The sequence below is a fragment of the Dehalococcoidia bacterium genome (assembly GCA_003597995.1).
GTDB lineage: Bacteria > Chloroflexota > Dehalococcoidia > Dehalococcoidales > UBA1222 > SURF-27.
The window spans coordinates 1-25999 of record QZJY01000026.1 but is presented as its reverse complement, the minus strand read 5'-3'; the positions used below and the strand labels follow the sequence as shown (position 1 = coordinate 25999).

The window sequence follows — 25999 nt, the reverse complement described above, 5'->3', positions numbered from 1 at the left end:
TCTTTTGTTCTGGATTGTCGCATCAAGCGCGACAATGACAGGTTACGTTTGGGAGTGTTAGCTAGCTCTGGCTCTCCTGCGGCGCAGCCACCAGATGACGCCTCCGATGACGATAATAACGGGGCTGAATACGGCCAGTGCGATAACGATGGTCACCAGCCCGCGCCCCAGCCACAGCAGGGCGCTCCAGGCTCCGGAAGCCACGCCGCCGATGCTCCATCCACCCTGAGTAATCTTGATGTAATCTTTGCGTGTCTCGGTGACGGTGTTGCCGCGGTCGTCTGTCACCTTGAGACTGATGGTATACGAGCCAGGCTTAGCGTAAACATGAGCCGGGTTGGACTCGGTGCTGGTCTTGCCGTCCCCGAAGTCCCATTCGTAGCTGTAGGGCGTGAACCCGCCGGCCACGTCGGGGAAGAACCGGATTTCGTTGCCCGTTTTGGCGTTCACCGAACTGGCTGTGAATTTGGCTTCCAGCTTGGCCTGGGACAGGCTGACATTGATGAGGGAGGTGGCGGAGGTCTTTTCGAGGTACAGCATCCGGCCTTTGATTTGCTCGATTTGAGCCTGTATATTAGTGAGCTGTGCCTGGACCGCCAGGATATCGGTCACTTTGTCGGCCTTGGCCATGATGAGCAGCAGCTGCGCTTCGGTGGCCTTGAGGTTGGAGAGGCGGGCGGTGAGGTCGATGTATTCCTCGGTCACGTCCTGGCTGGAGGTGCTCTGAGAGGTCACTTCGACTGCCATCTGGCTGATTGTTTTGGATGCGATATCGTAGCTTGCGGTGGGGATGCGTATGCTGATGGAACCATACACCCTCTCGCCGTCCTTCCAGCTATTGGAAGAGACGACGTAGCCTTTATAACCCTCGGCCATCTGGGCTATGTTGGCAAGGGCGGCGCTGATGTTGTCCACCACTATCGACATATTGCCGGTGCGCACTATCATGCGGTCATCCGGTATGCTTGACGATGTGGTAAATGCTCCGCCGAATTCAGATGAGGGGGCCCCGACAGTAATTGAGGGAGCGGGAATGGTATCCTTACCAAACACGACCGACTTCGTCACCGGCGGAAGGACATTCTGGCCGGTACTCCTGCCCTCATTTGTGCTTTTGCTGCAGGCTGCCGTGGTTACTATGGCGAGTATGGCCGCGGCGACTAACAATATTTTTTTCAACTGGCACCTCCTTGAGACTTAATGCTGCGGATTATTTTTTGATGTCTTGCAACATTATCTAACGTATTATACGAGAAAAGGTTAGCGCTATTACAAAATGCCTATGCCTTCGTCGGCTTCCTCTTTTCTAAAAGGAGATTAAGAGGGATTTTTGAGGGAGTCATTCAAGAGGTAACTATTAAAGGTATTCTGTAAATACACGCATTCTGTATTGTAGCGAATCTGCCGGTGAATGCTTAAACATAACCAGTTTCTGAATATGAAGTATGCCAAGGACGTTATTGAGGCATGGGAAAAGGATCATAATAACGTCAGACCACCATGGATAGAAGGGATTGACATCGGGCTATTGCGGTTCTAGGATTAGGCCATCACTCAATATATGGTTTCAAGGGAAAAAAGAGAGGTGAACTATGGAACCAGTCAAGGACGCCAAAAAAGTGAAGAAAATGTTCGCCCAGGGCCAGCCGTTCATAGTCGACATACCATCCGGTTATAAATATTCGATGGTTGCCTTTTGTCCCAAAGATGGCAGCTACGCATCGGTGGCACAGATAGAGAAATCGGGACAAAGCCTAAGTAGAGTCGTATTTCAATGTTCCTCATGCTCCGACGAGTTTGAGGTGAGTCAAGATGAAATACACATCTTTTGACCATTTCCGCATTCGTCTATTTGGCTCCTGAAGCTAGTAGAGGGCTTCGAGAGGTTTATGATGACTCGCGAAGAGAAATGCATAACCTGCGATGGTACTGGTCATCGATGGTGCCAAAAGTGCGGTGGGACTGGTAAAGAGGGATTCAATCCCTGGGTAGTCTCGAGTTCTCCAAAAGGAGAATGTTACAGATGCAAAGGTTCGGGAAGGGACCCGGACCCCGATCCTGCCTGCAAGGGAACCGGGAAAAAGACTGCCACTGCCGGGTGACGTTACCCGGTGCCTAGTGCCATCTGCGGCTGAGTATTTTGCGTCTGTGATAAAAGCAATTCCTAGACGTACTTCCTCTTGCTTAAATCCAAATCCGCAAAAGCGCATAGCAACTATCAGATGTGCTCTGTAAATAAACGCGTGTTGCGTCCTGCGGGGGCCAATCTATCTGAGGGCTACGCCAGCTTCTTGCCCGCCACCCGCAAGTCCCCTTCGCGGCGCGTGAAGCCCAGCCTGTCGAGCTGCGTCAGCAGCGGAACGCTGTATTTACGGCTGAAGCCGAAGCGGGCGTTGATGTCCTGTATGCTTATATGGCCGTTCTGCTTGAGCAGCTTTATTATTTCATCCTGAATGCCCTGAAAATGCCTGGCCTCCATCAGTATTCCATCCGGCAACTCCACCAGTTCCCCCTGTTTTATCATAAAATACACCACCGGGGTGCTGGCGGGGAGCTGGATGCCGAGTTCTTTGAGGTTCGGAGGGCTGCTGGGGCTTTTGGCGAACAGGCTCAGGACGGCAGTCCTTAGAGCTTCCTGTTGTTTGGAGAGCGCCGGCTTGTTCTGGGGCAGGAACAGGGTATCCTCCTGGCGCGCCAGTTTGCCCGCAGAGGCCAGCTGCTGCACGAGGGCGTCGAATACTTCTCTGGGGAGACCTGATGTCGCCTGGAGACCCGCCTGGGGGACGCCGTTTTTAAGCTTATCGGCCGCCATTTCTTTTTCCAGCGTGGATAATAATCTCAATGAGGCATTTTGCCAGATCCCCCCGTCAACGATGTAAGCTCCGGCAATGACTAACTTTTTCAGGCTGGCGAGATGTTTCACATGGCCGCTGATTTCGGATACGGGAAAAAGGCTGGCCGCCAGCAGGCTTTTTGTCTCGGCGAAGCGGTTCTTTTCGAGTTCGGCCAGTATCAACTCGTCCAGGTCGAGGCTGCGCCGTTTTTCGAGCAATGCCAGCCGGGCGGGGATTTCCGCCAGCTTGAATCTGGATGCTCGTGGGTCGAGCACAACTCCTCCGCCGATGGTTTTGGTCGGCGACTGTTGCCTGACGATGAAGCGCTCCGCGATAAAGGCTGCCACATCCTCTTGAAACCTGAGCTGTGCCGGGCAGCTTTCGCCGGGCTTGAGTATTTTAGCCCCGATTAAAGCCACACGCGTCAGCAGCTCGCGCGTCTCCATGTAGACCAGCACCTCGGCCATGTTTTTGAGCGGGACGTCCGCCGCGGGCAGCAGCTTTAGGTCCACGTCCAGGTTGCGGCTGAGGGACGCGTACAGCGCGGAAGACACTATGATGTCTCCGCGATTGACGTCTTCACGCTTGATGCCCGCCAGGTTGACGGCCACGCGGCTGCCCGGCTCCGCCCTGCGGGTCTCTTTTTTATAGCTTTCCAGGCTTCTTATGTGCGCGCTCACGCCGGACGGCACGATGATAACATCCTGGCCGGTGGAAAACGTGCCCTGCGACATGGTGCCGGTGACCACCACGCCGCTCCCCTTGATAACGAACACGCGGTCGATGGGCAGGCGCGGCTTGCCGATGTCCTGGCGCGGCGCGAGTTTTTCGGAAAGCGCAGCGATGGTCTTTTTTAGTTCCTCGATTCCGGAGCCAGTGCGCGTGCTCACCCGCATGATGGGCGAACCCTCGAGGCCAGTTCCCGTGAGATGTGAGGAGATGTCTTTTTCCACCAGTGATAACCACTCTGTGTCAGAGATCAAGTCCACCTTGTTGAGGACGACTATGCCGTGTTTAATGCCCAGCAGGTCCAGTATGCGCAGGTGCTCTTCGGTCTGCGGCATCCAGCCGTCGTCGGCGGCCACGACGAGCAGCACGGCGTCGATGCCGAAAAGCCCGGGAATGACGTTGTGCACGAATTGCTTGTGGCCTGGCACGTCCACGATGCCAACAGTCTCGCCCGAGGGCAGCGCCAGCCAGGCGAAACCCAGGTCGATGGTCATGCCGCGCTCTTTTTCTTCGGGCAGGCGGTCGGGGTCTATCGAAGTGAGCGCCTTGACCAGGGACGACTTGCCGTGGTCGATGTGTCCGGCGGTGCCGATGGTCAGCACGGCTCAGTCCTTCCGCGCCCGGGCGGCTTGGATGATTGAGACAAGCAACATGTCTTGTTCTGGAAAGATCGTGCGCATATCGATGAGTATGGTGTCATTCTCTACGCGTGATACAAGAGGCGGCTGCGACAATCTGAGAGAGCGCGAGAACGCCTCGGCCGAGCCTTCCGGTTTGATGCACACCAGAGCGGTGGCTAGGCTCTGTTCCGGTAGCGTACCGCCACCCACCATGCTAACCCCGGATTTCAGCTCCGTGACGATGCCGGAGGTTTTAAGTTTGCGAATAATTGCCTTTGCTCGCGTTTGCAGTTCGGGAAGAACGGCGCTCATCATGCGCCACACTGGGATATCGCTGATGGCCGTTTTGTCCAGGTAGCTCTTGACCGTAGCTTCCAGCGCGGCGGCCGAGAGTTTGTCCAGGCGGATGACGCGCATCAGAGGGTGTTTAAGCAGGGGCTGGATGAGTTTTCTTTTACCCGCAACGATACCTGCTTGCGGCCCGCCCAGCAGCTTGTCGCCCGAAAAACATACTAAATCGGCCCCGTCGCGCAGGGTTTCCTGCACGGTAGGTTCGTGCTCCAGCCCGAAATCCGCCGTATCCAGCATGGCCCCGCTGCCCAGGTCGTACACCAGCGGCAGGTTGCGCCGCCTGGCCAGCCCGGCAAGCTCGTTGATTCCGACTTCGCTGACAAATCCCTTCTGCACGAAGTTGGAGGGATGCACCTTGAGGATGAGCGCCGTCTTGTCGCCTATGCCCTTTTCATAATCGCGCAGGGAGGTCTGGTTGGTGGCGCCCACCTCGCGCAGCGTCACTCCGCTCTGCTCCATAATCTCGGGCACGCGGAAGCCCCCGCCTATCTGCACCAGTTCGCCGCGCGAGACGACCGCCTCTTTGCCATGCGCGAGGGCCACCAGCACCAGCAGCACGGCGGCGGCGTTGTTGTTGACGACTACTGCATCCTCCGCCCCGGTGAGGAGTGCCAGTAAACGTCTCAGTTCAAGTGCCCTCGTTCCCCGCCCGCCGCCCTCCAGGTCGCTCTCCAGATTAAAGTATTGCCCGCCTAGAGTTGCCACCGCTTCCAGCGCCTTTTGGGAAAGCGGGGCGCGTCCCAGGTTGGTGTGCAGGATTACCCCTGTACCGTTTATTACCGGGCTCATGAAAGCGGGCCATTCGCTGCTGAGGTGTTCTTTAATCAGTTTGATGACATCAGCACTCCGGCGTGATTTATTGCCCTCTTTAATTCCCGCGCGGAGTTCCGAGAGAACGTGCCGGGCAGCCTGGGTAACCAGCGGCCGGGAATAACGCGCTATATCGGGGGCAAGTTCGGGGGATTCGAGCAGTTTCTCCACCGCCGGCAGGCGGCGCAGGGCTGTACCCGCCTCAGTTTTGGCGCGTGGAGATTTGGGAGCGTTCATATCACGATAATCTGTGGGGAGGCCGACGCTTCGGTAACCCGTCCTATTTCGGCGGCATCGCTTACGCCCAGCTCTTTCAGCCGCGCCAGCATGGCGCTGACTTTCTTTTCGGCTACGCAAATAAGAAGCCCGCCGGAGGTCTGCGGGTCATAGAGCACAGCTATGGTATCCTCGTCTATGGTATCGGCTACAATCATGTCTTTGCGGTACTCCCAGTTGGCGTACATGCCCTCGGGTATCAGCCCCATGTGGGCGAACTGCAGAGATTCTGGTATCATGGGGATTTTTTTGGAGTCCAGTTCTATCGACTTGCCGGACGCCTCGGCCATCTCGCAGGCATGCCCCAGCAGCGCGAAGCCGGTGACATCGGTGCAGGCGTGCGCTCCTACTTCCAGCATGGCCTGGCAGGACTTGTCGTTGAGGCGCGCCATCTGGGCCACCAGCTTCTCCAGCACCGGTGCGGGCAGCATCTCAGCCTTTAAGGCTGTCGTGAGTATGCCCGTGCCGATGGGCTTGGTGAGTATCAGGCGGTCGCCCACCCTCGCCCCGCCCTTCGCCAGAATTTTGTCGGGGTGAATAATGCCCGTGACGCTCAAGCCGAACTTGACCTCATCGTTGCGCACGCTGTGGCCGCCCACCAGTATGACGCCGGCCTCGTTCAGCTTGGCCAGCGCCCCCTGCAGTATACGAGTCAGCACCGATATATCCATACTCTCGGAAGGGAATCCCACGATGTTCATGGCCGTGATGGGCTTGCCGCCCATGGCGTAGATATCCGAAATGCCGTTGGCGGCGGCGATCATGCCGAAGCTGTACGGGTCATCCACGATGGCCGCAATCATATCGACGGTCTCCACGATAGCCAGGTCGTCGCGCAGCTTGTACACGCCTGCATCATCCTTTACCCCGGCCAGAACGTTCTCGTTCTGCGGAATTTGAAGACAGCCCAGAGCCTTGGCTAAGTCACCCGGACTTAGTTTGGCCCCTCAACCCGAATAACGGGAGAGGGCGGTCAGCCTTATTTCGCCACCGGTCTCAACCAACTTGCTTTTCTCCTTTATTCAGCCTGGCGGAGGGGGAGGGAATCGAACCCCCCGCGGCGGGTTAACCGCCGCCAACGGATTTGAAGTCCGCAAGGCCCACCAGAGCCTATCCGCCTCCTCCGTGATTATAACACAACACGGCTGGCTTTAGGCGGCTCGCTCTGCGATTTAACGAGTATAAATAAGCCGCGCTTATGTGTCAATACAGCTTTTCTTGTAGGGTGGGGGCAATTCGTTTTCGTTTTCGGAGCACCCCCTCTTTCGGGAAACGACTAACCGACAATTTAGCTATGGGCTATGCCCGGGAGCCGAATCTATGGAACGACTATTCGTTTCTCATTTAGCCTTGAATCGTTTTTAAGGCGTCATGCATGAATTCGTCGAGGTCGATGTTTTGTTTTTTCGCCCACGCACTCAACTCCCGTTCAAATCCGGCGTCCCGAGGTATTCGTTCCGCTTTTTCAGGCAAGGGGCGGGACGAATGGGATTCCAATAGCCCCTCGCTTTTGAGTTTGAGCAAACGCTCTAGTAGCCAGGTATAAATAACGCGCTGGCCATGCATGTCGAGGGCGCGCACGGCCTTCAACACCTCCAGGGTGCGAGGAGGAATTACCAGGGAATACCTGCCATGGGTGCGGGCGTTCTGGTTGCCCGGCTGCCCGCCGCGATTCCGCTTGACGGGTTTGGGATTAAAGTCTTCGGTCATGAGGGAATAATAGTACAGGCGTTCTAGTGGTTGGCAAGGGGTGATTGTCGTGGTGGGGGTTAAAGACTAGAAATTAACAATTGATGTTAAATCTAGCAAAATAATCGTCAATCTCTTGTCGAAGTTCGATACCGACACGTTCAAAACAATCTAAAAGGTCTTCATAAGTGCCGGGTCCGCCCACGAAATCCCAAAACTCTTTACCGACCATTAACTCCTTATCAAGGTCGAGCATACCGCGCATTGTCCACCTAGTATATGTGGTTCAGGACTGAAGTTGTGAGTGTTATAAACCAATATCAATTCGCAATTCTTTTAGATTCTTTTCTGCTGAATAAAGTTCCCCAACTAAATCATTGGCAACAAACTGATATCGCTCCTTATGCTCTGAAAATGAATTGATGACCTGATTATATTTTTTGGGGTCGTTAGCAATTACATAGAACTTTACGCTGTTATAATCAAGGAGAGTTGCCATTCGACCTACGCCTGACCAAACACCTGTGGACAACTCAACTTCGAAGGCAGATTCAGGGACAATATTATTCCCACGATTTTTGAACCAAAGTACATCTATTTGCCGAAGCAAATCGTAATCTGAAAACTGCAATTTAGGACAAGTTTGAAGTGTTGATATTTCTTCTAATTTCGTTTCGTTGAATATCTTTGATTTATTAGGGCAGTAAGTCTGATAGCCACGAATATTTCCAATCTCCAAAAGGCGGCCTTGTAAGATCGAATGTAAGCTTTCCTCGACCGTATTCTTTGCTTCTTCTTCTATTTTAGGCGGAGATAAAAGCATATTCCAGTTGTTAATGAATTCATTACAATCAATACGGTTGTTTCTTCCAGCCAAAACGATGTTTAATTCTTTATCAATATTTACCTTGTATTCGCCATTTCTGTCGTGGCTAATTTGTGGTAGATGTTTGAAAAGAATTTTTGCAGGAATAATCACCACTTTATCAACAGAGCCACAAATGAAAGCAATGAATGGGTTATCCAGGTTTGCAATTTCTTCTACGGTAATGTAGTTAATCCCAAAAAAATATCTTCTGTTACCATCCGATGAAGCACGGACTAGAACATTAGCTTCACCAATGTGAAAAGTCCTTGATTTAAGAACTTTTATTGGTTCAACACTTGCCTGTAATTCTTTTGCTCTCTCAAGAAAATGCGAAGCTAATAAATCCGACGGGCTTAACGTTTTTGCGATAAAGTTCATTTCTTTAACATTTCAAGAAAGATAGTTTTATAAACAGTATCAATATCAGTTAGAAGCCCGGATTCTAACCCGTCCTTAGCGATATAAACTTCTTCTTCCGTTAGAGTTCTTCCGATAATTCTAAGTGCCTCACCCTGCAAATCTTCTAAACTGATAGAAAAGACCGAATCATTTTGTTGTTGCATTATTCTAATCCTCAAACACTAAACAATAAACGACATTAAGGTCGAAACATCAATTCCTAGCATGCATATCGAGCTCGCAAGATTGAACCATTGTTGTTCCGATTCCCGAGAAAAGGTCGAGTATTGTGGATTCATTTTCGCCTATCTTTTTCACACAACCGTACTGTATTAAGTATGATATATTCGACTCCGAGACACCTTTTCCTAGATGTTCCGTTGCCCATTCACTGGCTTGTTTTATCGTAAGAAGTTCCAATTTGTCCTCTTTTTGTATTGAATTAAAACTTGATGGCCAGAAGCCAACTTTACTAAGTAAATTATATCACCAGAATCAGCTCAATAGAAACAAATAACTTAATTTATTTCGATAGATAATCATAACAAAGGGATGACAAAATCCTTTCCCACATCGAACATATGTGCTATTATACACCTTGTGTCAACCACCGGAAAATATCAAGGGGCGAGGAGACCTCTCCACTAGATGCTTCCCTTCGACTTCGCTCAGGACAAGCGGCCATCCATCATGGCCTCCAGCCCTCCTGAGGCGGGCCTTCGGCATGGCAACGAAGATTTGTAGAGATTGCTTCGCCCGATATATCGGGGCTCGCAACGACGAGGAATATTGACAATTTCAGCCGAAGTGCTTTAATTGAACTAGAGGGGATATGGGAAACCCCCTCAATACAGCGAAGAAGGAGGGAGTGCATAATGAAGCTACTGGCGATGTTATGCCGGAGGAATTTTCCTTGGACGCGCTCCTCGCTGGTCAGAGGTGGGAAGTCTTAGAAACTCAGCGTGGAGCACATGAAGGTTCTCGAGCTCCTCGTGTTTTATAAATGCTCCGAAACGGGCATCTGGTGAATATCATCAGGCTGGAGGAGTAGGGGACGAAGACAGAGCCCCGGGTTCTTGGAATCCGGGGCTTTTTGGTTGGGTTAGAGTGGAACCCCCTCACACATTCGTCCGCCCAGGCGGACTCAGTGCAGGCTCTTAGTCCTCTCCCGCAAGGGGAGAGGAGATAGTGAAGGGATTAGTCAATCCTTAGCATGGCGAGCGAGATGCCCAGGAAGAGTACCACCAGCACGATGGTGACCTGAAAGAGCGTCTTCTCCATGCCGCGGCGCGTGCGGTAGACAGTGTCCGCCTGACCGAAGATGCCGCCCAGTCCCCCGCCCTTGGTCTGTAACAGCAGGGCGGCGGTGAGCGCCACCGAGAGTATCATCTGCGCGATAATGAAATAGGTCCTCATTTTTTTACACTTCCCCCAGTTTCCGGGTTATTATTTCGGCGGCCATGTTGGGATTGGCCCTCCCTTTCGAGAGGCGCATCAACTGGCCTACCATGAACTTCACCGCCTGGGCCTTGCCGGCCTTGTAGTCGGCCACGGCCTGCGGGTTGTCTTTTATCACCTGTTCTGCGGCGGCTTCCAGCGCCCCCATGTCGGATATCTGAGCCAGCCCTTTTTCATCTATGATGCTTTGCGCCGTCTTGCCCGATGCGAACATCTCCTCCAGCACGCTCTTGGCGGTACCGGCGTTGATGACGGCCTTGCCCACCAGCCCGACGAGCTCCGCAAAGGCATCCGGGCTGACGCGACTGCTAAACTCTATAATATCACATCCCGACGTATTGAGGATACCCGCCGCCGGGCCCACCAGCCAGTTTGCCATTTCCTTGGGGGAGAGGTCGGGGGCGGCGTAAACCAGCGACTCATAATAATCGGCCATGTCGGCGCTCTCGGTGAGCAGGTTGGCGTCGTAAGCCGGCAGGCCGAAATTCGACATAAAGCGGGACATGCGGGCCTCGGGCAGCTCGGGCAAACGGGAGCGAACTTCCTCTATCCACTCTTTGGACGGCATGACGGGCGGCAGGTCGGGCTCGGGGAAATAGCGGTAGTCGTGGGCGAACTCCTTGCTGCGCTGGGAGACCGTTTTTCCCTCCGCCTCCACCCAGCCGCGCGTCTCCTGCGCCAGTCTACCGCCCTGAGACAGCACCTTGCGCTGGCGCTCGCCTTCATATTCCAGCGCCTTGAACACGGCGCGGAAGCTGTTCATGTTCTTGACTTCCACCTTGGCGAGGAGTTTTTCACTCCCCTTCGGGCGGATGCTGATATTGGCGTCGCAGCGGAAGCTGCCCTCTTCCATGTTGGCCGTGGAGACGCCCAGGTAGCGCAGGATGGAGTGCAGCTTGACCAGGTAGGCGCGGGCCTCCTCCGCCGAGCGCATGTCGGGCTCGCTGACTATCTCCATGAGCGGCACGCCGGAGCGGTTGACATCGACAAGGCTGTAGGACATGCCGCCCTCGTCGCGGTGCAGCAGCTTGGCCACATCCTCTTCCTGGTGCACGCGGGTGACGCCGATGCGCTTGACCTCGCCGCCGACCTCGATATTAAGCCAGCCGCCGGTTCCGACAGGCTGGTCGTACTGCGATATCTGATAGCCCTTCATGAGGTCGGGGTAAGGATAGTTCTTGCGGTCGAACTTGGTGTAGTCTGAGATAGCGCAGTTGAGGGCGAGTGCCGTCATCATGGCGTACTCGACCGCCTGCCTGTTGATGTTGGGGAGCACGCCGGGCATGCCCAGGCACACCGGGCAGACGTGGGTGTTGGGCGGGGCGCTGGCGTAGTCTGACGAGCAGCGGCAGTACATCTTGCTCGCCGTGCGCAGCTGCGCGTGGACCTCCAGGCCGATGACGGTCTCGTATTCGACGGGTTTGACAGCGGTCGTGCTTTCCATAAACAAGTTATCAGTATATCAATATAGGCTGGGGCTGACAAGACAAGCTGTCAGCTATCAGCTTTCAGCTATCAACTGACCACTGGGTGCTGACCGCTGACTGCTACATGGCAATCTGAAAGGAGTATGTTATAATCTTATCTGTCCGCGTGGGGCTGTAGCTCAGCCGGGAGAGCGCCTCGTTCGCAACGAGGAGGTAAGGGGTTCGAGTCCCCTCAGCTCCACCAAAGGTTTCAGTAGGTAGAATTGCCTCGGGCATACTATCCCGCCAGCAGGGGGCACAGGAGATGGCTATCAGTTATGGGACACTCAATCGGCTACTGGATGCCCGACCTCAGGGTAAAGGCGAGGGGCTACCTTCTCCACTTTCAATGTATCTAGCGAAAATAATGCCTTGGTAGTGGTGGCATACTGACAAAATCGCTGAACAATAAACACTGACATTTTCGCTGGACAACGACACACATCTCTAATCTCTTATTCCGGAGTAGTATGTATGCCTTCCGCCTCTCGAATATCTTCCCATGTATTAACATTATAGAAAGACCGAAGGTGAGGGTCTAACTTGCGAATAATTCCCTCTGGCAAATAACGAACATTAACATCATTGATTAAATCTAGTGTTTGGAAACGATGTTCTTGTAACCGTTTTTCAATTGGGCTCAGACATCGGCGCGAATAGATAGCATGCAGCGGTTCAACACCAGTTGTTAGCTTAGGGATGAGAATATCATATTTTCGTGGCAGGCTTACCATATATTCGAGCAGTTGAGTATTCAGGAAAGGCATATCGCAGGCTACAACTAGGGCATGGCTATACTTAGCAGCTAACAACCCCGCATGAAGACCAGCCAGCGGCCCAGCATCAGGATAAATATCACTCGCCCATTTTACATCGAGATCACGATACTTTCGGTCGCGCATCACTACGATAACATCGTCACTTATGGTTTGCAGTTTTCCCACAACGGTTTGAATTATTGTAGGATTACCAAGAATTTTTAATAGGGCTTTGTCAGTCCCAATCCGCGAACTTTTCCCACCCGCGAGAACAATTGCGCTGCAAAGGTTAGGCATGTATTACTCCTACAGGGTAGGACAATCCAAATACGCATGAGAGACAGGAGACAAATTGGTAGTGATTTATCGGAAACCAAGTGGTGCTTATGGGGCCTTTTTGCGTGCTAGAACGTGGGCTACAAGATAATCGGCCACTCCAACAGCATCGTCCAGCCCAAAATAGGGTACATCAATGTCAAAATGTTGGTCAGTCACCACAGCCAATAGCTCTTCTTTGGAACATAGTAATTGATTGCTTACTGCCTCACGCGAAATCTCTATTTTGGGTTTGTCACCACGCTTGTATCCCTCTGTCAGTATGATATCTACTCCGCCCATTATCTGCTCTTCTAATTGATCTAAAGAGAGCTCCTGGTCCGTCCTTTTGATTATCGCCATCTTGTTGGGGGATGATATGACTACCACGTCGCTTCCAGCTTTAGCCATCCGCCAGGTATCTTTCCCCGGGTGGTCGATGTCAAACCCGTGACAATCATGTTTAATTATTGCCACGCGGTAATTCCTATCTTTCAATTCCCTGATAAGTTTTTCAAGGAAGGTGGTCTTACCCACATTTGATTTACCGACAATTGAAACAAAGGGGATTCTTTTTTCCATCCCTTCCGTTCCCCCTTTATATTCCTGGTTTCTTGCACCCATTTTTATATTTAGTCTGCCGCCTCTATATTCCCGCCAGCACCAAGACAAACCTGACAGAACTTCGACTCACATAGAAACAAACTCAGTCCAGCAGCATTACCTGAACTTTATCCCCTGTCCTTACCTCATTTTCGCTCTCAGGAATAACTATCAACCCGTTAGCAAGGCTCATAGAAATAAGCATACCGGATTTTTGGTGGCTTGTTAAACGGACAACGTATCCGCCCTCTTTTTTCTCCACATTAGCACGGGCAAATGTCCTTGTACCATTTGTTTTAATTTTAGCATCCTGCATTGTGGCTTCTACGGTAGGCTTAAAGAGGTTCTTCTGTCCCAACATTTTAAGGATTGCAGGCCTAACGAAAACCTCGCATGTTACCATGCAACTAACCGGATTGCCAGGCAGGCCAAAATATGGGATGACTTTACTGACACCGCCGTCGTTGGTTCCTTTAATTGTACCGAAGGCCAGAGGCTTCCCAGGTTTCATGCGAACTGAAGAGAATCTGATGCTTCCATGCTTTGCAAGAAAGGTCTTTACCAAATCGTAGTCACCAGTATTAATGCCTCCACTCGTCAGCAACAGATCGGCGTCCAGACCCTGATTTATTTTCGCCAGTAGGGAATCCTCATTGTCATTGGCAACCCCTAACACAATAGGTACTCCGCCGTAGCTCTTAATTAATGCCGCAAGGCTGTAGGTATTGCTGTTATAGATTTTGCCAGATACCAGGGGCTCGGTAATATCACTTATCTCATCGCCAGTTGAAAGAATAGCAACCTTTGGCCGCCGAATCACTTTAACACTCGCCAGTCCCAGCGACGCCAGGACTCCAACCTCAGGTGGCCGAATTAACATCCCAGCACTCAGTGCCTTATTGCCCTTGGCAATATCTTCGCCAGCAAGGCGTACATTGAAACCAACCGATACTTCTTGGCAGATGGCTATTTCAGCCGACGGTTGTTGTCGGCATATCTCATCGGTGTCTTCAAATCGTACTACAGAGTCAGCACCAGGAGGGATAGGAGCCCCTGTCATGATACGGATTGCCATCCCTCGCGATACGGTTTTCTTAGCCATGTGACCGGCCGCTACTGTCTCGATGACGCGCAATAGTTTTGGCCGCTGCAAACTGGCTCCACGAGTGTCCGAAGATTGAAGCGCGTAGCCGTCCATAGCTGAGTTATTGTGTTGAGGCACATCTATGTTGGCGTACACATCCGCAGCTAGTACCTGCCCAAGACATTCTAGGATAGGACGTTCTTCTGCTCCAAGAACATCCACATTTCGCAGGAATTCTTCCATAGCCATCTCTACACTTAGCATTGTTACCTCCCCCCTTGGTGAAACTGACCGCGGCTGATTGCACATTCAGCCGCGGTCAGTAGTAGTTAACACAACCAGCGCAGCCCCCTATTCAGCCATGTATCTGTGTATACATCCGGGCAGCGCCTGCGGCATTTCCATAGTTCAAGCTTTGCTTTACGTCCTTCAGGTTATTTGACCTTTTCCACCTTGACTCGCGAATCGTAGAAGACGCAACTACCTCCCACAGGGTCGCTGAGGCAGGTGTTCTTGAGGTATGGGTCAACGCGCATGGAGGCATTGGCATGGAAGCCCCGCACGCGACGGCCATCGCCCTCAATCACTTGACCATCTATCGTGATGTCGACACCACCATAGGCCCAGTGTCCGTGGCCCAGAGAGAAAGCAATAACTCCAGGTCTAATGCCTTCCACCACCTTGACCTTGCCTGCGATAGGCACCTTTTGCCCGTTCATAAGGTCCCAGACACCCTCAGGGTTAGAAGCCGAGACGATTCTAGCTTGCTCGCCAGTCTTGAGTCCTAAACGAGTAGCATCCTGTTGGTTCATAACGATATGATTTTCTGGAAGCAGGGCAGAGAGCCAGTAGTTGCCTGGCGTACGTGATTTGGTCTGGGATATTTCACGGAATGTGATAAGAGTCAGGTCGTAACCCAATTTCTCATCTTCTACCGGCTTTCCAGTGATATCCAGCGGTGCCGGGATATAGGCCGGATAGCCGATCAGAGATTTGCCGGTCTGGGAGTTCTTGACGCCAGCGGTTTTCTCCTGATAAAGGTTAATCAGCTTGCCGTACGGATTGCCTACGAGCCCGGTGGCGGGATATCCTTTGGCGAATTCCTGGAATCTGCCACCGCGATTGAGGACATAGACTACTTTACGCCAATGTTTTTCGCCCACTATTGCCTTCCAGCGCTCGGAATCAAAAACGGTCTTGGGAAGATGACTGCGCGCCGCAATGAAAAGGCGCACCTCCTCATCATCCGCATCAGGTACCGCATCACTGCCGTCAGCCTTCTCCCCAAAGGCAAGATCGGCTACCATTCTGAGATAGTAGTCGTCCTGATGGGTCAGCGGTATCCCTTCCCCCTGCCCGTTAGCGCCAAATGTGGGCAGGCCGAGTTTCTCAGCCGAGGCAAGCAATAAAGCCTCCAGAGACAGCGGCATCTGCTTACCGTAGACAGTGACTGTCTCGACCAGCGGGGCAATAGCCGGTTGGCGTATGCCCTGCACTTTGAACGGTATCGAGGGGTGACTACCCGAAAATTCCCAGCGTTCCAGATTGCTGATATCCGGGAAGATGTAATCGGCATACATACTGGTCTCGCCCACAATGATGTCAGAGGCAACCACCAGTGGAATCTTGGTCGGATCGGCCAGAATCTCAATCATTTTGTTTCCCGCAGGTACAGAATAGATCGGAGATCCCATATAGATAAACAACACTTTGATACCATAAGGATAGCCGTCGCCTGCTGAAGTGATTTGTTCCTGGTAAAGGTCTGATGCCAGCGGGTACCAGTTGCGTTTGGCAGGGTAGCCATCGCTCAGGTAAAGACTGGTGGTTTCGTACTTGACATCGTGCCGGATAACGCTGATACCAAACGGACCTAACACTCCAGGTCTCATGGTATTTAGATTGAAAGGCCCAGCAGCTTTGGCTCCGACAGTGTCATAAGCGCTTAGCTGGATCATGCCTCCTTGCCAGTCATAGTTACCGATAAGGAGATTGAGGCTGTACCAAGAAATAACATTGTAGAAGCCGTTGGTGTGCTGGCTGATTCCGCGATGAATGTCAGCCGCAGCTTTCTTGCCGTGGCTGGTGAATTCGCGAGCCGTTTCCTCCAGGTCACTGCCCTTTATTCCGCAGATCTTGGACCATTCTTCCATGGTCTTGCTCGATGCCGACTCCCACAGGATTTGCAGACTGCTCTTAACCTTTTTGCCGCTTATTTCAGTAGAGACCAGCAGGTCGCCCTCCGCCGGGGTCTTGGTATCATTCGGGTCAAATGCGACAGGGGTGCCTCCTTTCAGAACGACAAACGGGTCAAAGGTGAAAGGCTCTTTGGGTAAACCCAGGTCTGAAGCTCGCAAGAATCTAGTAGGTAGCCCGGCAGTGTCTAGTAATACCAGCCAGGGGGCGTTGCTCCAACTCGGTTCGCCATCAGCGGTGGCTGCCGCTTTGTTGGCGTTGGCGAGATACTTGCTGTCATAGCGCTTGTTTTCTATAATCCAACGGATCATAGCCAGCGCAACAGCCGCCTCGCTGCCGGGAATATTCGGTAGCCATTTCCAGGCTTTAGCCGCAGTTTTGGAGAGACGAGGATCGAAAACCACAAACTTTAATCTGCCATCAGCCAAGCCGTTGGTTAATCGCGGGACACGGAATGGAGGTCCGTAGTTGCCTTCGAAAGGGGATGCCCCCGCGAAGATGATAAACTCACTGTTAGCCGTGTCTGCCTGCCAGTAAGCCTTGGCCCCGCCGGTGAATGTGTTGCTAGCAGAGTTGAATTGCTCGCTCATAGCTTTGCCGGAGAAATACAGGCTTCCCTGACACACAGTAGTATGACCATGAGCATTTACTGAACCCATACCATCATTAGTGAAGCGAGTAATAAAGTTCGAGCGGCCGGCTTTCAGGCGTCCCCACATAAAGTTGAACTGGTTGTTCTTCGGCCCCAGGTCAGGATGCTCCGGGTCAATTAGCTTATCTAGGTTGTCTTTATATTTAACTTTGAAAGCGCTTATCAAATCCCTCTTTTTAACTGGATCTTTCTCGCCTAAAAGGGTCTTCACGTCCGCTGCCATTGCCTTCATGACATTGGCATCGCGCAGTGCCCAGACATCTTTGAGCCCTGAAACAACTCGGTTTTCCTCACCGGGGACACCGTTGAAAAGCTTCCCTCCGTTGACGATCTCGGTGATAGCCTGGTCGAATGGGATGGTAGCCCATTTGTTGGAGCCGCGGGGTCCAGTCCGCTTCAGTACCTTCACCAGCCGGTAGGGGTCATAGGCAGTTTGCAATGTGGCATGACCTTTAGGGCAGATGGCGCCGTCAACGGGGGCTGCTGATGCTATAGGAGTCTTGTAGTCCAGGTGTGGCATCATAGTCCACGGGCTATAGGGATTGCCGTCTATCTTGGATGCAACCCCATCGATTATCTTTACCTTGATTCCGCACTGGGTATTGCATTGCTGGCAGACGCTATAGATGATGTTTTCAGGTTTGGCTAACTCGTAGGAGACATCCCCTAAAAGGTTCTCGCGTTCTGCCTTGGACAATCCTGGCCCCAAGCCGTTGCAACCTGCTAGCAGAGCACTGCCACCCAGAAGGGCCGAAATTTTAAGGAAGTCGCGGCGATTGAATTCGCTGTTGGCCGACTCGGTTTTGATTATCTTATTATCCATTTTCTCTCTGCTTCTCTCCTTATTTAGTTTCTGTACAAACAGCTTCCGCTTTACCAGCTCCATATTAGACAAGCATTATGCGTTTCGCATAAAAACCACACACTCATCGGTCAGCCACTTCGGTATGGGTTTTATCAATTAGAGGCAACCGTTCATAACCAATAAGGAAAAGTATAGCGGCGAGACTAATAGCGCCAATGACAACTCCCCATTCTGTTAATGTGGGAATGTAGCTGAGGGTCAACCTTACACCATCAAAGGCACTTAGAAACGCTTCATTCTCGGATGTGGATGTGGCTAAAGCCGGTAGAATTATGTTTAAGCGCGTTACGAAGAAACCAATGACTATTAGTAGTCCGGCCATACCCACCCAGGTTGTCTTACGAATTAAGCGAGGATGGGACAAGATGATAATCGGTACCAGAGTCCCCAATATAAGTTGGATTGACCAAAAAGCCCATGAATAAGGTCCGGTGAAAACCCACATGACAGCTTGTACATCATGTGGGGCTCCCTGGTAAAGCACCAGGAAATACTCCGCGAGAAGATAGAGATTCTCGAAAATGAGTATCCCCAAGCTAAGACGGGCTATAAAACGTAGGAGATTAGAACTCTCCCCTTTTTTGGAATTAAAAAAAGCAATTATGAAAGTCATAAACGCACCACCGGCAGCTAAGGCGGCGATAAGGAAAAGAATGGGATACACTCCACCATGCCAATAGGGACGTGCTATAAGCACACCAAACATGGCACCAACACCGCCGTGGAAAGAAATAGCCAAAGGTATGCCCAAGATAGCAAGAATTTTTACAATGCGTTTGTCTTTAGCCTCCATATCGGGGGTATAAACTCGTTTTGCCTTTACCCACAAGCGACCCCTTATGGCTAAGAATAGTTCGGCAATCATTAGAAGGGAATAGACCATATATGCCCATACTATATAGTTCAGCAGGGAACCAAGATTAGGGCTAGCTATCATATACCAGAAGCGTTCAATACGACCTAAATCGAAAATAACGTGCAACATGGATGCAAGAAGGCAGATTAACGCGGTAAACAACGCTAACGGGCCAACAGGTTCCAAGGTTTTTACACCGAAGACGTAGACCAGTGATGATATAAGGAAAGCCCCCGCCGACATACTAATAAAGTATATGTCGCCAGCTATGAATAGCCCCCAGGGAACATAACTTCCCAGGTCAGTAGTAGCAAGCCCACCCATAACCCTGAAGACAAACGAGATCAGGCCGATAATCAGAGTTACTCCAAGTATGACCCAAAGCAGTTTTCGCACCTTTTCGTAGTTCATATCTGTCCTCACTTAGACCAAATAATAGACACTGGGTTCGGTCCCCAGTTCTTCTTTTAACCTGATAGCATCCGGGCGGGAAACAAGTTCAGAAACTAAGCTGTCTGGGTCGTTTGTGTCACCGAAATAGGTGGCACGACCAATGCACGTGGTGACACAGGCAGGCAGCATCCCATTTGCCACTCGGTGCAAGCAGAAATGGCACTTGCGCGCGTTTCCAATTGGGGATGTATATTTCTTTCTAGGCCATTTTTTGCCATACTCAAAATTTGGCATCTTTTCGTAATCATCAGCCTTTTGCTGGCCTACAATGATTCCGGCTGCCTCGGCAGTATTTTGACAATAGTTTGCCCCGAAATCAGAGGTTCGTGCGTGATATGGACAGGCAACGAGACAATAGCGGCAACCAATGCAGAGGTTATAGTCAACAACAACAACGCCATCGGCCTGTTTCCAGGTGGCATTAACAGGGCATACGGGTACACAGGGAGGATGGTCGCACTGAAAACAAGGACGCGGGGTAAAGCGGCGAGTAACATTGGGGTAAGTTCCGATTTCTTCATCTAACACCGGGCGATAGACAACTCCGGGAGGCAATTTGTTCTCGGAGACGCAGGCTATAGTACAAGCAGAACATCCAACACACTTGTTCAGGTCAAGCACCATGCGCCAATGACGCTGTTCCACAGGTTTTTTGAGCGCTTGTATCAGTTCCTGCTGCATACGTAGCAGGACATCCGATGTATCCGAGACAGCACCGACCGGTAACGTCACTGCCGGATTCGGAGCGCTGCTAGCTGCCATTGCCTGTTTCGGTTGTAGCGGTAGTACCTGACCTACCGTAACCACCGAGGCAGCGACAGCGGCTAACTTGATGAAATCACGACGGTTAACCTCTTTGGGCATACACTAACCCTCCTCGCAAATAATTCAGCAATTATAGCAGAATGTTATGAAGATTGATGTAAGGGAAAACCCTGTTTCTGCAGTAAAACTATTGAATTTGGGGATAGTAAATAATTATGCGGCGTAAATAAAGAGAATACTGATTTCAGGTATCTCTCGTTAAACTACTTGTTTTGAGGTAAGTTTCAGGGTGCGTTTTCCATTAAACCCTTTTGTATGGCATAGCGAACTAATTCCGAACGGGAGCTAAGCCCCAGCTTCTCTTTGAGGCAAGCCTTGTTATCCTCTATGGTCTTGAGACTTAAATGTATTTTATCGGCAATTGCCTGATTAGTAAAACCCATCGCTATAAGCTTGAGCAATTCTATTTCCCTTTGGTTGAGTTTAACATCCTGATGTTCCAAACTGATAGCATCCTTTTTACTATGATGTTCCACCACAACACCGGAGGTCTTCGAGGAATAAATAACCTGCTCTCCACGGTAGGTAGATCGGATGGCATTGATCAGTTCTTTGTCCGCAGATTTCTTGGATACATAACTTATAGCCCCGGCTTGAAGCATCTGATCAACGTACCCATAGTCTTCATACATCGTTAGTGCCACGATTTTTATCTCCGGGTTCGATCTGCATATTTCGCGGGTAGCCTCTATGCCGTTTAACCCCGGCATATTGATATCCATGAGAACTATATCCGGATTAGTTTGACGACTTGCTTGCACTGTTTCCCGTCCATCAGCCGCTTCGCCGATTACTTCCATATCGGGTTCGGAATTTAGCAGGAGCTTCAACCCGGCGCGCAAAACGGCGTGGTCATCAGCCAGAAGTATTCTTATTTTATTTCCCAAATTTGGAGTGAGCCCTTTGTGCTTTATCCAATTGGCGTCTCCCAGGCCGTAGTGGCCTGCTTGGGCTACCTATCGCTCCTTGACAGCGAGAGGCTCTTGATGACGGACAACCGTAATAGTGAACATACATTGGGCATTGAATGGCCATCAGCATATGTTACTATTTAAATCTTATCACTTGTTCCTGCCAACGTCCATAATTAGAAACGAGGACTATAGCAGATGTGTCTCAGTCCGTCAAAGACACAGGAAGTGTGAGAACCTATACTGCTCCCCAAAAGGGAAGGATAATTGCCGAGCAAGCTAATGATGATATAAACTGATGCTAATTTGGTCAAAGCGCTGAGCCTTTCTATTTGAACGGAGTCTTATTGACACAATTTATCCAAACTGAGCTTAACGGCATCTACCTTTTCTTAAAAAGGAACAAGGATGAGGCCATTGTCATCAGTTCCGCCACGCTCTTCCTGTCTCTCAACAGGTATCATCCCATATGGAACGAATGGTTCAGCGCCCTTCTATACTATGCTGTTTTACCCGTCCTGACCATTGTGGTTTGTTTACGCAGAAATCCTTTGGATTTTGGGTTGAAACGGGGGGACTTTAAAGTTTGGGGCTATTATGCCGCCATAGTGTGTCTGATAGCAGCACCGATACTGTTTGCCACTTCATTCACCCCCGCTTTTCAAAAGTACTACAGCATAGAGCACTTCAGTCTCATCAATTACTCTCTGGTAAACTGCGCCAGCCTGTTTGCGTCAGAATTTTTCTTCCGCGGGTTTCTCTTGTTCGGTCTGAAAGAAAAACTGAAAGAGGGGAGCATTTTCATTCAGATGATTCCCTTTGTCCTGGTGCACCTGGGCAAGCCGGAACTGGAAACGGTGAGCACGATATTAACCGGCATATTGTTCGGGTATATCGCGTATCGAGGGAAGTCCGTCTGGCCGGCTTTTATCATCCACCTTTTCATTAACATCTTCTTTGTAATGTCCGTTAATCTCCTCTGATGCCTGAGCACTCTACTGTCTCGGAATGAAAATACGATAGTTCCGCTCCTATGTTTATCTCGTGTATGCCCGTGATGCTGTTTGAAATTTGAACTGCGCCAGCAGTATCTCGTCGCCGCAGAAGAAAAAAAGCGAATGGCTAGATGACGCCCGCGAAAAGGTCATTCTCGCGCAGATATCCCTTTACCTCAGGGCAGGCGCGCATGTAAGAGTCCTGCTGGATGGAGAATGTGTTGATAAGACGGAAAAGACCCCGGCGCGGCGGGCCTCCGCCCATCTGACTTTTATAGCAGGCGGTAGCCTCGGCGCGGATAGCCACGGAACGCTTGTCAAGACGCACACGCGCGTGGACGGGAAACTCCGTCTGCGCCAGGCTGGCGATGTCGATGTCATGGTTGCGCCCGAACCTACGGGGATTCTGTCCCAGGAGCGGCAGCAGTTTTACGGCTAGCTTCAGCCATCCGCGCGGGAAAACGTTGAAATAGAGTTTCTGTGGCGCGAAAACCGCTCCGGCGTTCACATATTTGCTGCTGTCACCGGCTGCCTCGAAGGCGGCAACGGTAGCCCTGTGAGCAGCGATATGGTCGGGATGGCGGTAGCCGCCGAGCGGGTCGTGCGTGATGACCACTTCCGGTTTGAACTCCCTGATTGCCCTGACGACTCTTCCTGCCGCCTGCTCCAGCGGTGCCATGGCCAGGGACTCGGGGTGGCGATTGTCAGGCGAGCCTGCCATACCGGAATCGCGGTAACCCAGGTGTACGACCCCCGCCAGTCCCAGTACCCGTGCGGCGCACTCAAGCTCGGCCCAGCGCATGTCGCCCACCGAGTTGAAGCCTTTCATGGACTCGGCGTCGGCCGTGCCGACTTCGCCGCGCGTGGCGCAGGCATAGTAGACTCTGACGCCGACTGCGGCATACTGTGCCAGCGTGCCTCCTATGCCGAAGGTTTCGTCGTCCGGGTGCGCCCCCACGAATAGAAGTGTCCTTCGTTTATTCATAGGCAGTCTGTTCAGGATAGGTGAATTTCATGCGGGATTCCAGTAGGTTTCAGTCTAGCGCGCCTCCGGCTTTCAATGCAACCCGTAATTGCCGTTACGGTTGAAAAATGTTAAAAGTCATAACTTTGTAACTATTTCAGCAGCGATTTTATGATTTCTTAATCGACATCCATAGTGCCGGCATTTGACATAGGCACAGTCATTACTCTATCATCAAATTCCTCTCCTTACGCTGAAAATTGAAGTAAAACAAGCCGGAAATGACTAATAATCCAGATATGAAAGTCAGCCTCAGGTGAAGAATGCCAGAGCACGCAAATGAAAGATAACCGAGAGAATCTCAATAAGCCTCCTGGGCGATGGAGAGACCGGATGGTAACCCTCTCCAGGATTCCGGGCATTAAGGCCGAACAGGCTCGTGCCAGGCTTATCAGGATACCTTTTTTCGGTTTCCTTAACGAGGTTATCGAGGGCATGGGCAACGACGGCGCCTCCGAGGTGGTGGGAGCCATAGCCTATGATGCCATTCTTTCTCTGTTCCCCCTGCTGCTGGTGGTTATTTCCCTGTTGGGTTTCTTCCTACCCTCTGCTACAGTGCAGGACCAGATATTCAGTTTCATAGAAATGAATCTGCCGGCCGCCGAGGACATATTAAGGCTCAACATTACGAGCATTATTCAGGTACGCGGGCCGCTGGGCATTTTCAGTTTGGTAGCGCTATTTTTGTCGGCCGGTGCCATGTTCAGAGCTATCAGCCTGGGGGTCAATCGCGCCTGGGGGGTCAACGTCCGCCATCCATTTCACATCCGCAAGTTGCGCGAAGTCGCCATGTCGGTCGGCGCCTGCATGTTTTTCTATGGGGCGATTACAGCGACTGCGGTCCTCGTTTCCTTCGGCGCCGGAGGTGGAGTAGCAGGAGGTCTGGCACTTAATATATTTGAGTTCGCATTCGTGTTCTTGATCTTTTTACTGGTTTATAAAACCATACCCTGTACTAAAACCTACTGGCTTCATGTGTGGCCTGGAGCTCTTTTCTCGAGTGCGGCATTTGAAGTGGCGCGCATTATTATGGTGGTTTATTTCAGCCGATTTTCCCACGTAGAGACAGTCTATGGCTGGTTCGGCTCCATCATCATCCTGCTGATATTTGCCCGCTACGTGGCCTTTATCCTTGTCATGGGAGCAGAAATAAGCTCGGAATACAGCCGGCTGCGCCTGGGTTTAGGTCCGCGTCCCAGATTCCCGCCGGACCTGTGCCAGAGATAGGTCTTTAGGTACTACGAGCCGTCGGTCTCTCAAATTGCAGCCGATGCTGTAAGGCTGGCGAGAGTCCTCTAATCCATTTATCTGGTCGTGCCTATATCCAGGTTATCCCCGATGTCTGGGGCATGAAAATCAAGCTCTAAGCTTCAAACAAATACGCCTGACCAGAGCCAAAGCGAGAGAGCGAGAGAGTTCCAGAGAGTTAACAGGTATGTTTGACCTTGATGGGTGGATTTAAATACCTTTTCATTCTAGTTCGCCGCTTTGACACTTCGCGGTGCGTATGAGATAGTAAACCCGTCCCAGGTAACCAATGCAGTGGCGACAGCCACCCGACTAGTCACCTGGTGGTCAACCCCAAAGGGCAACCTAGCGTGCACTAGGTCCCAACCGAAATGGACGTAACGGAAATCCGCGGGGTGCCGCCAAGGAAAGTGCTAAGTGGACTGTTCCGGGTGCAGAGGCTACCTGGGGCCCCGTTTTAAGGGGTTCCGAAAGAGAGGAGTTTACTCCTCTCTTTTTTATTTCCGGCTGCGTTGCCAGCAAAAAATCTGGAATGGCTTAATTCCATCGATGTCGAGACAAGTTGAGGCCTGTGGCAATGCTGCCAATCTAAAAACAGGTATTGCCGTTGAGGCTTATTTCTGAGGAAACTCTTTTATCTCGGGAACAGCGATGAACGGCAGGTTGCGGTACTCCTCGTGGAAATCCAGGCCGTAGCCCACCACGAACTCGTCCGGCACCTCGAACCCCACATAATCGAGCTTTTCATCCACCAGCCGCCGCGCCCTTCTGTCCAGCAGCGCGCATACCGCCAGACTGGCCGGTTCTTTGGCCCGCAGGTGTTTGAGCATGTAATTCAGCGTGATGCCGGTGTCTACGATGTCTTCCACTAAAATGACGTGGCGGTCCTTGGCCTGCATGTCGATGTCCTTGGTAACCCTGACGCCCTCCTCCTGGCTGTAATGCGAGATGGCCATGAAATCCAGGTCGAGCGGCACCGTTATCTGGCGCATCAGGTCGGCCATGAAACACAGAAAGCCGCGCTGGACTCCCACCAGGATGGGCCTGCGTTCTGCGTAATCAGCCGACATTTTTTCCGCCAGTTGCCTCACCCTCTTATCGATTTCCGAAGCGGAAAAAAGCACCCGGCGGATGCCGTGCGCCCTGGACTGCGCCAGCGGCCCCGCCCCATACTTGGCCAGCAGCCTGTCGTAATCGTTTTTATATAACAGGCTGATTTTTATCTCGGGGTAGAGCGCTTTAAGCTGGCGTAGCTTGCGGTTCTTGCCCGTCACCAGGTTCTGCTTCATGGTGGTAAGCTCGACGTACAGGTCAAGCGAGGGGATGTAAAAATCCGGCGTGAACATCTCGCTGGCATGTTCGCTTTTGTTCTCCAGCGGGAAAGAGCGCGGCTCGTAAATCCAGTCAATGCCGTAAAAATCCAGTATGTGAGCAAACTCCGCTTCGCTTTCGTGGGCGAAATGGACGGTGCTGCGTTGTTTGGACGCTTCAGCCGGCTCCCCCGCCGCTTTTTGGACCGCTCCATTGCCCGAGCGCGCTTCGACACCGCATAGTGCCAACGCCGCCAGGTGCGCCAGCGTGACGACGAAGCTGGTGTCCTGGTTGGTTACCGAATATGGCTCCTTGAAATAGACGCGAATCGCCCCATAAGTCTCCTCGCCACAGGCAACCGGCACTCCCAGTATGGAGGTGATGCCGGCCTTTTTGGCGATTT

The 25999-nt window shown here is 51.7% G+C and carries 22 protein-coding genes, 2 tRNA genes and 1 pseudogene; 4 read left to right on the top strand and 21 right to left on the bottom strand.

What is annotated here, in order from left to right; all coding sequences use genetic code 11:
* Positions 1-57 precede the first annotated feature (57 nt).
* Positions 58-1179: a DUF4349 domain-containing protein gene (locus tag C4542_04030; protein ID RJO62397.1), complete on the bottom strand. Its 1122-nt coding sequence runs from the start codon at positions 1177-1179 to the stop codon at positions 58-60.
* A 413-nt stretch (positions 1180-1592) separates the two neighbouring features.
* Here C4542_04030 and C4542_04025 point away from each other — a divergent pair, with 413 nt between their 5' ends.
* Positions 1593-1832, top strand: coding sequence for a hypothetical protein (locus C4542_04025; protein ID RJO62396.1), 240 nt, complete (start codon positions 1593-1595; stop codon positions 1830-1832).
* A 446-nt stretch (positions 1833-2278) separates the two neighbouring features.
* Here C4542_04025 and selB read toward each other — a convergent pair whose 3' ends face one another.
* The 11 genes from selB to gatB all read right to left on the bottom strand — a co-directional run bounded on the left by selB (position 2279) and on the right by gatB (position 11478).
* A complete protein-coding gene (gene selB / locus C4542_04020; GenBank protein ID RJO62395.1) occupies positions 2279-4165 on the bottom strand; it encodes a selenocysteine-specific translation elongation factor in 1887 nt (628 codons plus the stop codon).
* Positions 4166-4168: 3 nt separating this feature from the next.
* Positions 4169-5581 (bottom strand): L-seryl-tRNA(Sec) selenium transferase, encoded by a 1413-nt coding sequence (locus C4542_04015; protein ID RJO62394.1) that lies wholly within the window; start codon positions 5579-5581, stop codon positions 4169-4171.
* Positions 5578-6624, bottom strand: coding sequence for a selenide, water dikinase SelD (selD, locus tag C4542_04010; protein RJO62393.1), 1047 nt, complete (start codon positions 6622-6624; stop codon positions 5578-5580). Before selD ends, C4542_04015 begins: the two co-directional genes overlap by 4 nt.
* 24 nt (positions 6625-6648) lie before the next feature.
* Positions 6649-6742 (bottom strand) — tRNA-Sec (locus tag C4542_04005).
* Between the two features lie 222 nt (positions 6743-6964).
* Complete coding sequence (locus C4542_04000; protein RJO62392.1) at positions 6965-7210, bottom strand: hypothetical protein; 246 nt, start codon at positions 7208-7210, stop codon at positions 6965-6967.
* Positions 7211-7403: 193 nt separating this feature from the next.
* Complete coding sequence (locus C4542_03995; protein ID RJO62391.1) at positions 7404-7574, bottom strand: TdeIII family type II restriction endonuclease; 171 nt, start codon at positions 7572-7574, stop codon at positions 7404-7406.
* Positions 7575-7616: 42 nt separating this feature from the next.
* Positions 7617-8555: a hypothetical protein gene (locus C4542_03990; GenBank protein RJO62390.1), complete on the bottom strand. Its 939-nt coding sequence runs from the start codon at positions 8553-8555 to the stop codon at positions 7617-7619.
* On the bottom strand, positions 8552-8740 hold the full coding sequence (locus tag C4542_03985; protein RJO62389.1) for a hypothetical protein: 189 nt from the start codon (positions 8738-8740) through the stop codon (positions 8552-8554). The genes C4542_03990 and C4542_03985 overlap by 4 nt, the downstream gene beginning before the upstream one ends.
* Positions 8741-8789: 49 nt before the next feature.
* Positions 8790-8996 (bottom strand): hypothetical protein, encoded by a 207-nt coding sequence (locus C4542_03980; GenBank protein RJO62388.1) that lies wholly within the window; start codon positions 8994-8996, stop codon positions 8790-8792.
* Between the two features lie 777 nt (positions 8997-9773).
* Positions 9774-9992 (bottom strand): preprotein translocase subunit SecG, encoded by a 219-nt coding sequence (gene secG / locus C4542_03975; protein ID RJO62387.1) that lies wholly within the window; start codon positions 9990-9992, stop codon positions 9774-9776.
* Positions 9993-9996: 4 nt separating this feature from the next.
* Positions 9997-11478, bottom strand: a complete 1482-nt coding sequence (gene gatB, locus C4542_03970; GenBank protein ID RJO62386.1) for an Asp-tRNA(Asn)/Glu-tRNA(Gln) amidotransferase subunit GatB — start codon at positions 11476-11478, stop codon at positions 9997-9999.
* A 151-nt stretch (positions 11479-11629) separates the two neighbouring features.
* On the opposite strand from gatB, the gene C4542_03965 reads away from it, so the two are divergent.
* Positions 11630-11705: transfer RNA gene (locus tag C4542_03965), tRNA-Ala, on the top strand.
* Positions 11706-11955: 250 nt separating this feature from the next.
* On the opposite strand, the gene C4542_03960 is transcribed toward C4542_03965, so the two are convergent.
* From C4542_03960 to C4542_03930, 7 genes and pseudogenes are all read right to left on the bottom strand, one after another.
* On the bottom strand, positions 11956-12555 hold the full coding sequence (locus tag C4542_03960; GenBank protein RJO62385.1) for a molybdenum cofactor guanylyltransferase: 600 nt from the start codon (positions 12553-12555) through the stop codon (positions 11956-11958).
* 87 nt (positions 12556-12642) lie between these two features.
* Positions 12643-13155 (bottom strand): molybdopterin-guanine dinucleotide biosynthesis protein B, encoded by a 513-nt coding sequence (mobB, locus tag C4542_03955; GenBank protein RJO62439.1) that lies wholly within the window; start codon positions 13153-13155, stop codon positions 12643-12645.
* Between the two features lie 124 nt (positions 13156-13279).
* Positions 13280-14569, bottom strand: coding sequence for a molybdopterin molybdenumtransferase MoeA (locus C4542_03950; GenBank protein RJO62384.1), 1290 nt, complete (start codon positions 14567-14569; stop codon positions 13280-13282).
* 125 nt (positions 14570-14694) lie between these two features.
* A complete protein-coding gene (locus C4542_03945) occupies positions 14695-17931 on the bottom strand; it encodes a molybdopterin oxidoreductase (protein ID RJO62438.1) in 3237 nt (1078 codons plus the stop codon).
* A gap of 103 nt (positions 17932-18034) precedes the next feature.
* Positions 18035-19240, bottom strand: a complete 1206-nt coding sequence (locus C4542_03940; GenBank protein RJO62383.1) for a hypothetical protein — start codon at positions 19238-19240, stop codon at positions 18035-18037.
* 12 nt (positions 19241-19252) lie between these two features.
* The gene (locus C4542_03935) at positions 19253-20146 is read right to left on the bottom strand and encodes a 4Fe-4S dicluster domain-containing protein (GenBank protein ID RJO62382.1); all 894 of its coding nucleotides are present in this window, start codon (positions 20144-20146) and stop codon (positions 19253-19255) included.
* Between the two features lie 185 nt (positions 20147-20331).
* Positions 20332-20985, bottom strand: a pseudogene (locus C4542_03930) (DNA-binding response regulator).
* 365 nt (positions 20986-21350) lie between these two features.
* Between C4542_03930 and C4542_03925 the strand changes: the two are divergent.
* Complete coding sequence (locus C4542_03925) at positions 21351-22001, top strand: CPBP family intramembrane metalloprotease (protein RJO62381.1); 651 nt, start codon at positions 21351-21353, stop codon at positions 21999-22001.
* A gap of 139 nt (positions 22002-22140) precedes the next feature.
* On the opposite strand, the gene C4542_03920 is transcribed toward C4542_03925, so the two are convergent.
* Entirely contained in the window at positions 22141-22998 is an 858-nt protein-coding gene (locus C4542_03920; GenBank protein RJO62380.1) for a GlcNAc-PI de-N-acetylase, read from the bottom strand.
* A 318-nt stretch (positions 22999-23316) separates the two neighbouring features.
* Between C4542_03920 and C4542_03915 the strand changes: the two genes are divergently transcribed.
* Positions 23317-24264, top strand: a complete 948-nt coding sequence (locus tag C4542_03915) for a YihY/virulence factor BrkB family protein (GenBank protein RJO62379.1) — start codon at positions 23317-23319, stop codon at positions 24262-24264.
* Between the two features lie 635 nt (positions 24265-24899).
* Here C4542_03915 and hpt read toward each other — a convergent pair.
* A partial coding sequence (gene hpt, locus C4542_03910; GenBank protein ID RJO62378.1) for a hypoxanthine phosphoribosyltransferase occupies positions 24900-25999 on the bottom strand: 1100 nt, incomplete at its 5' end.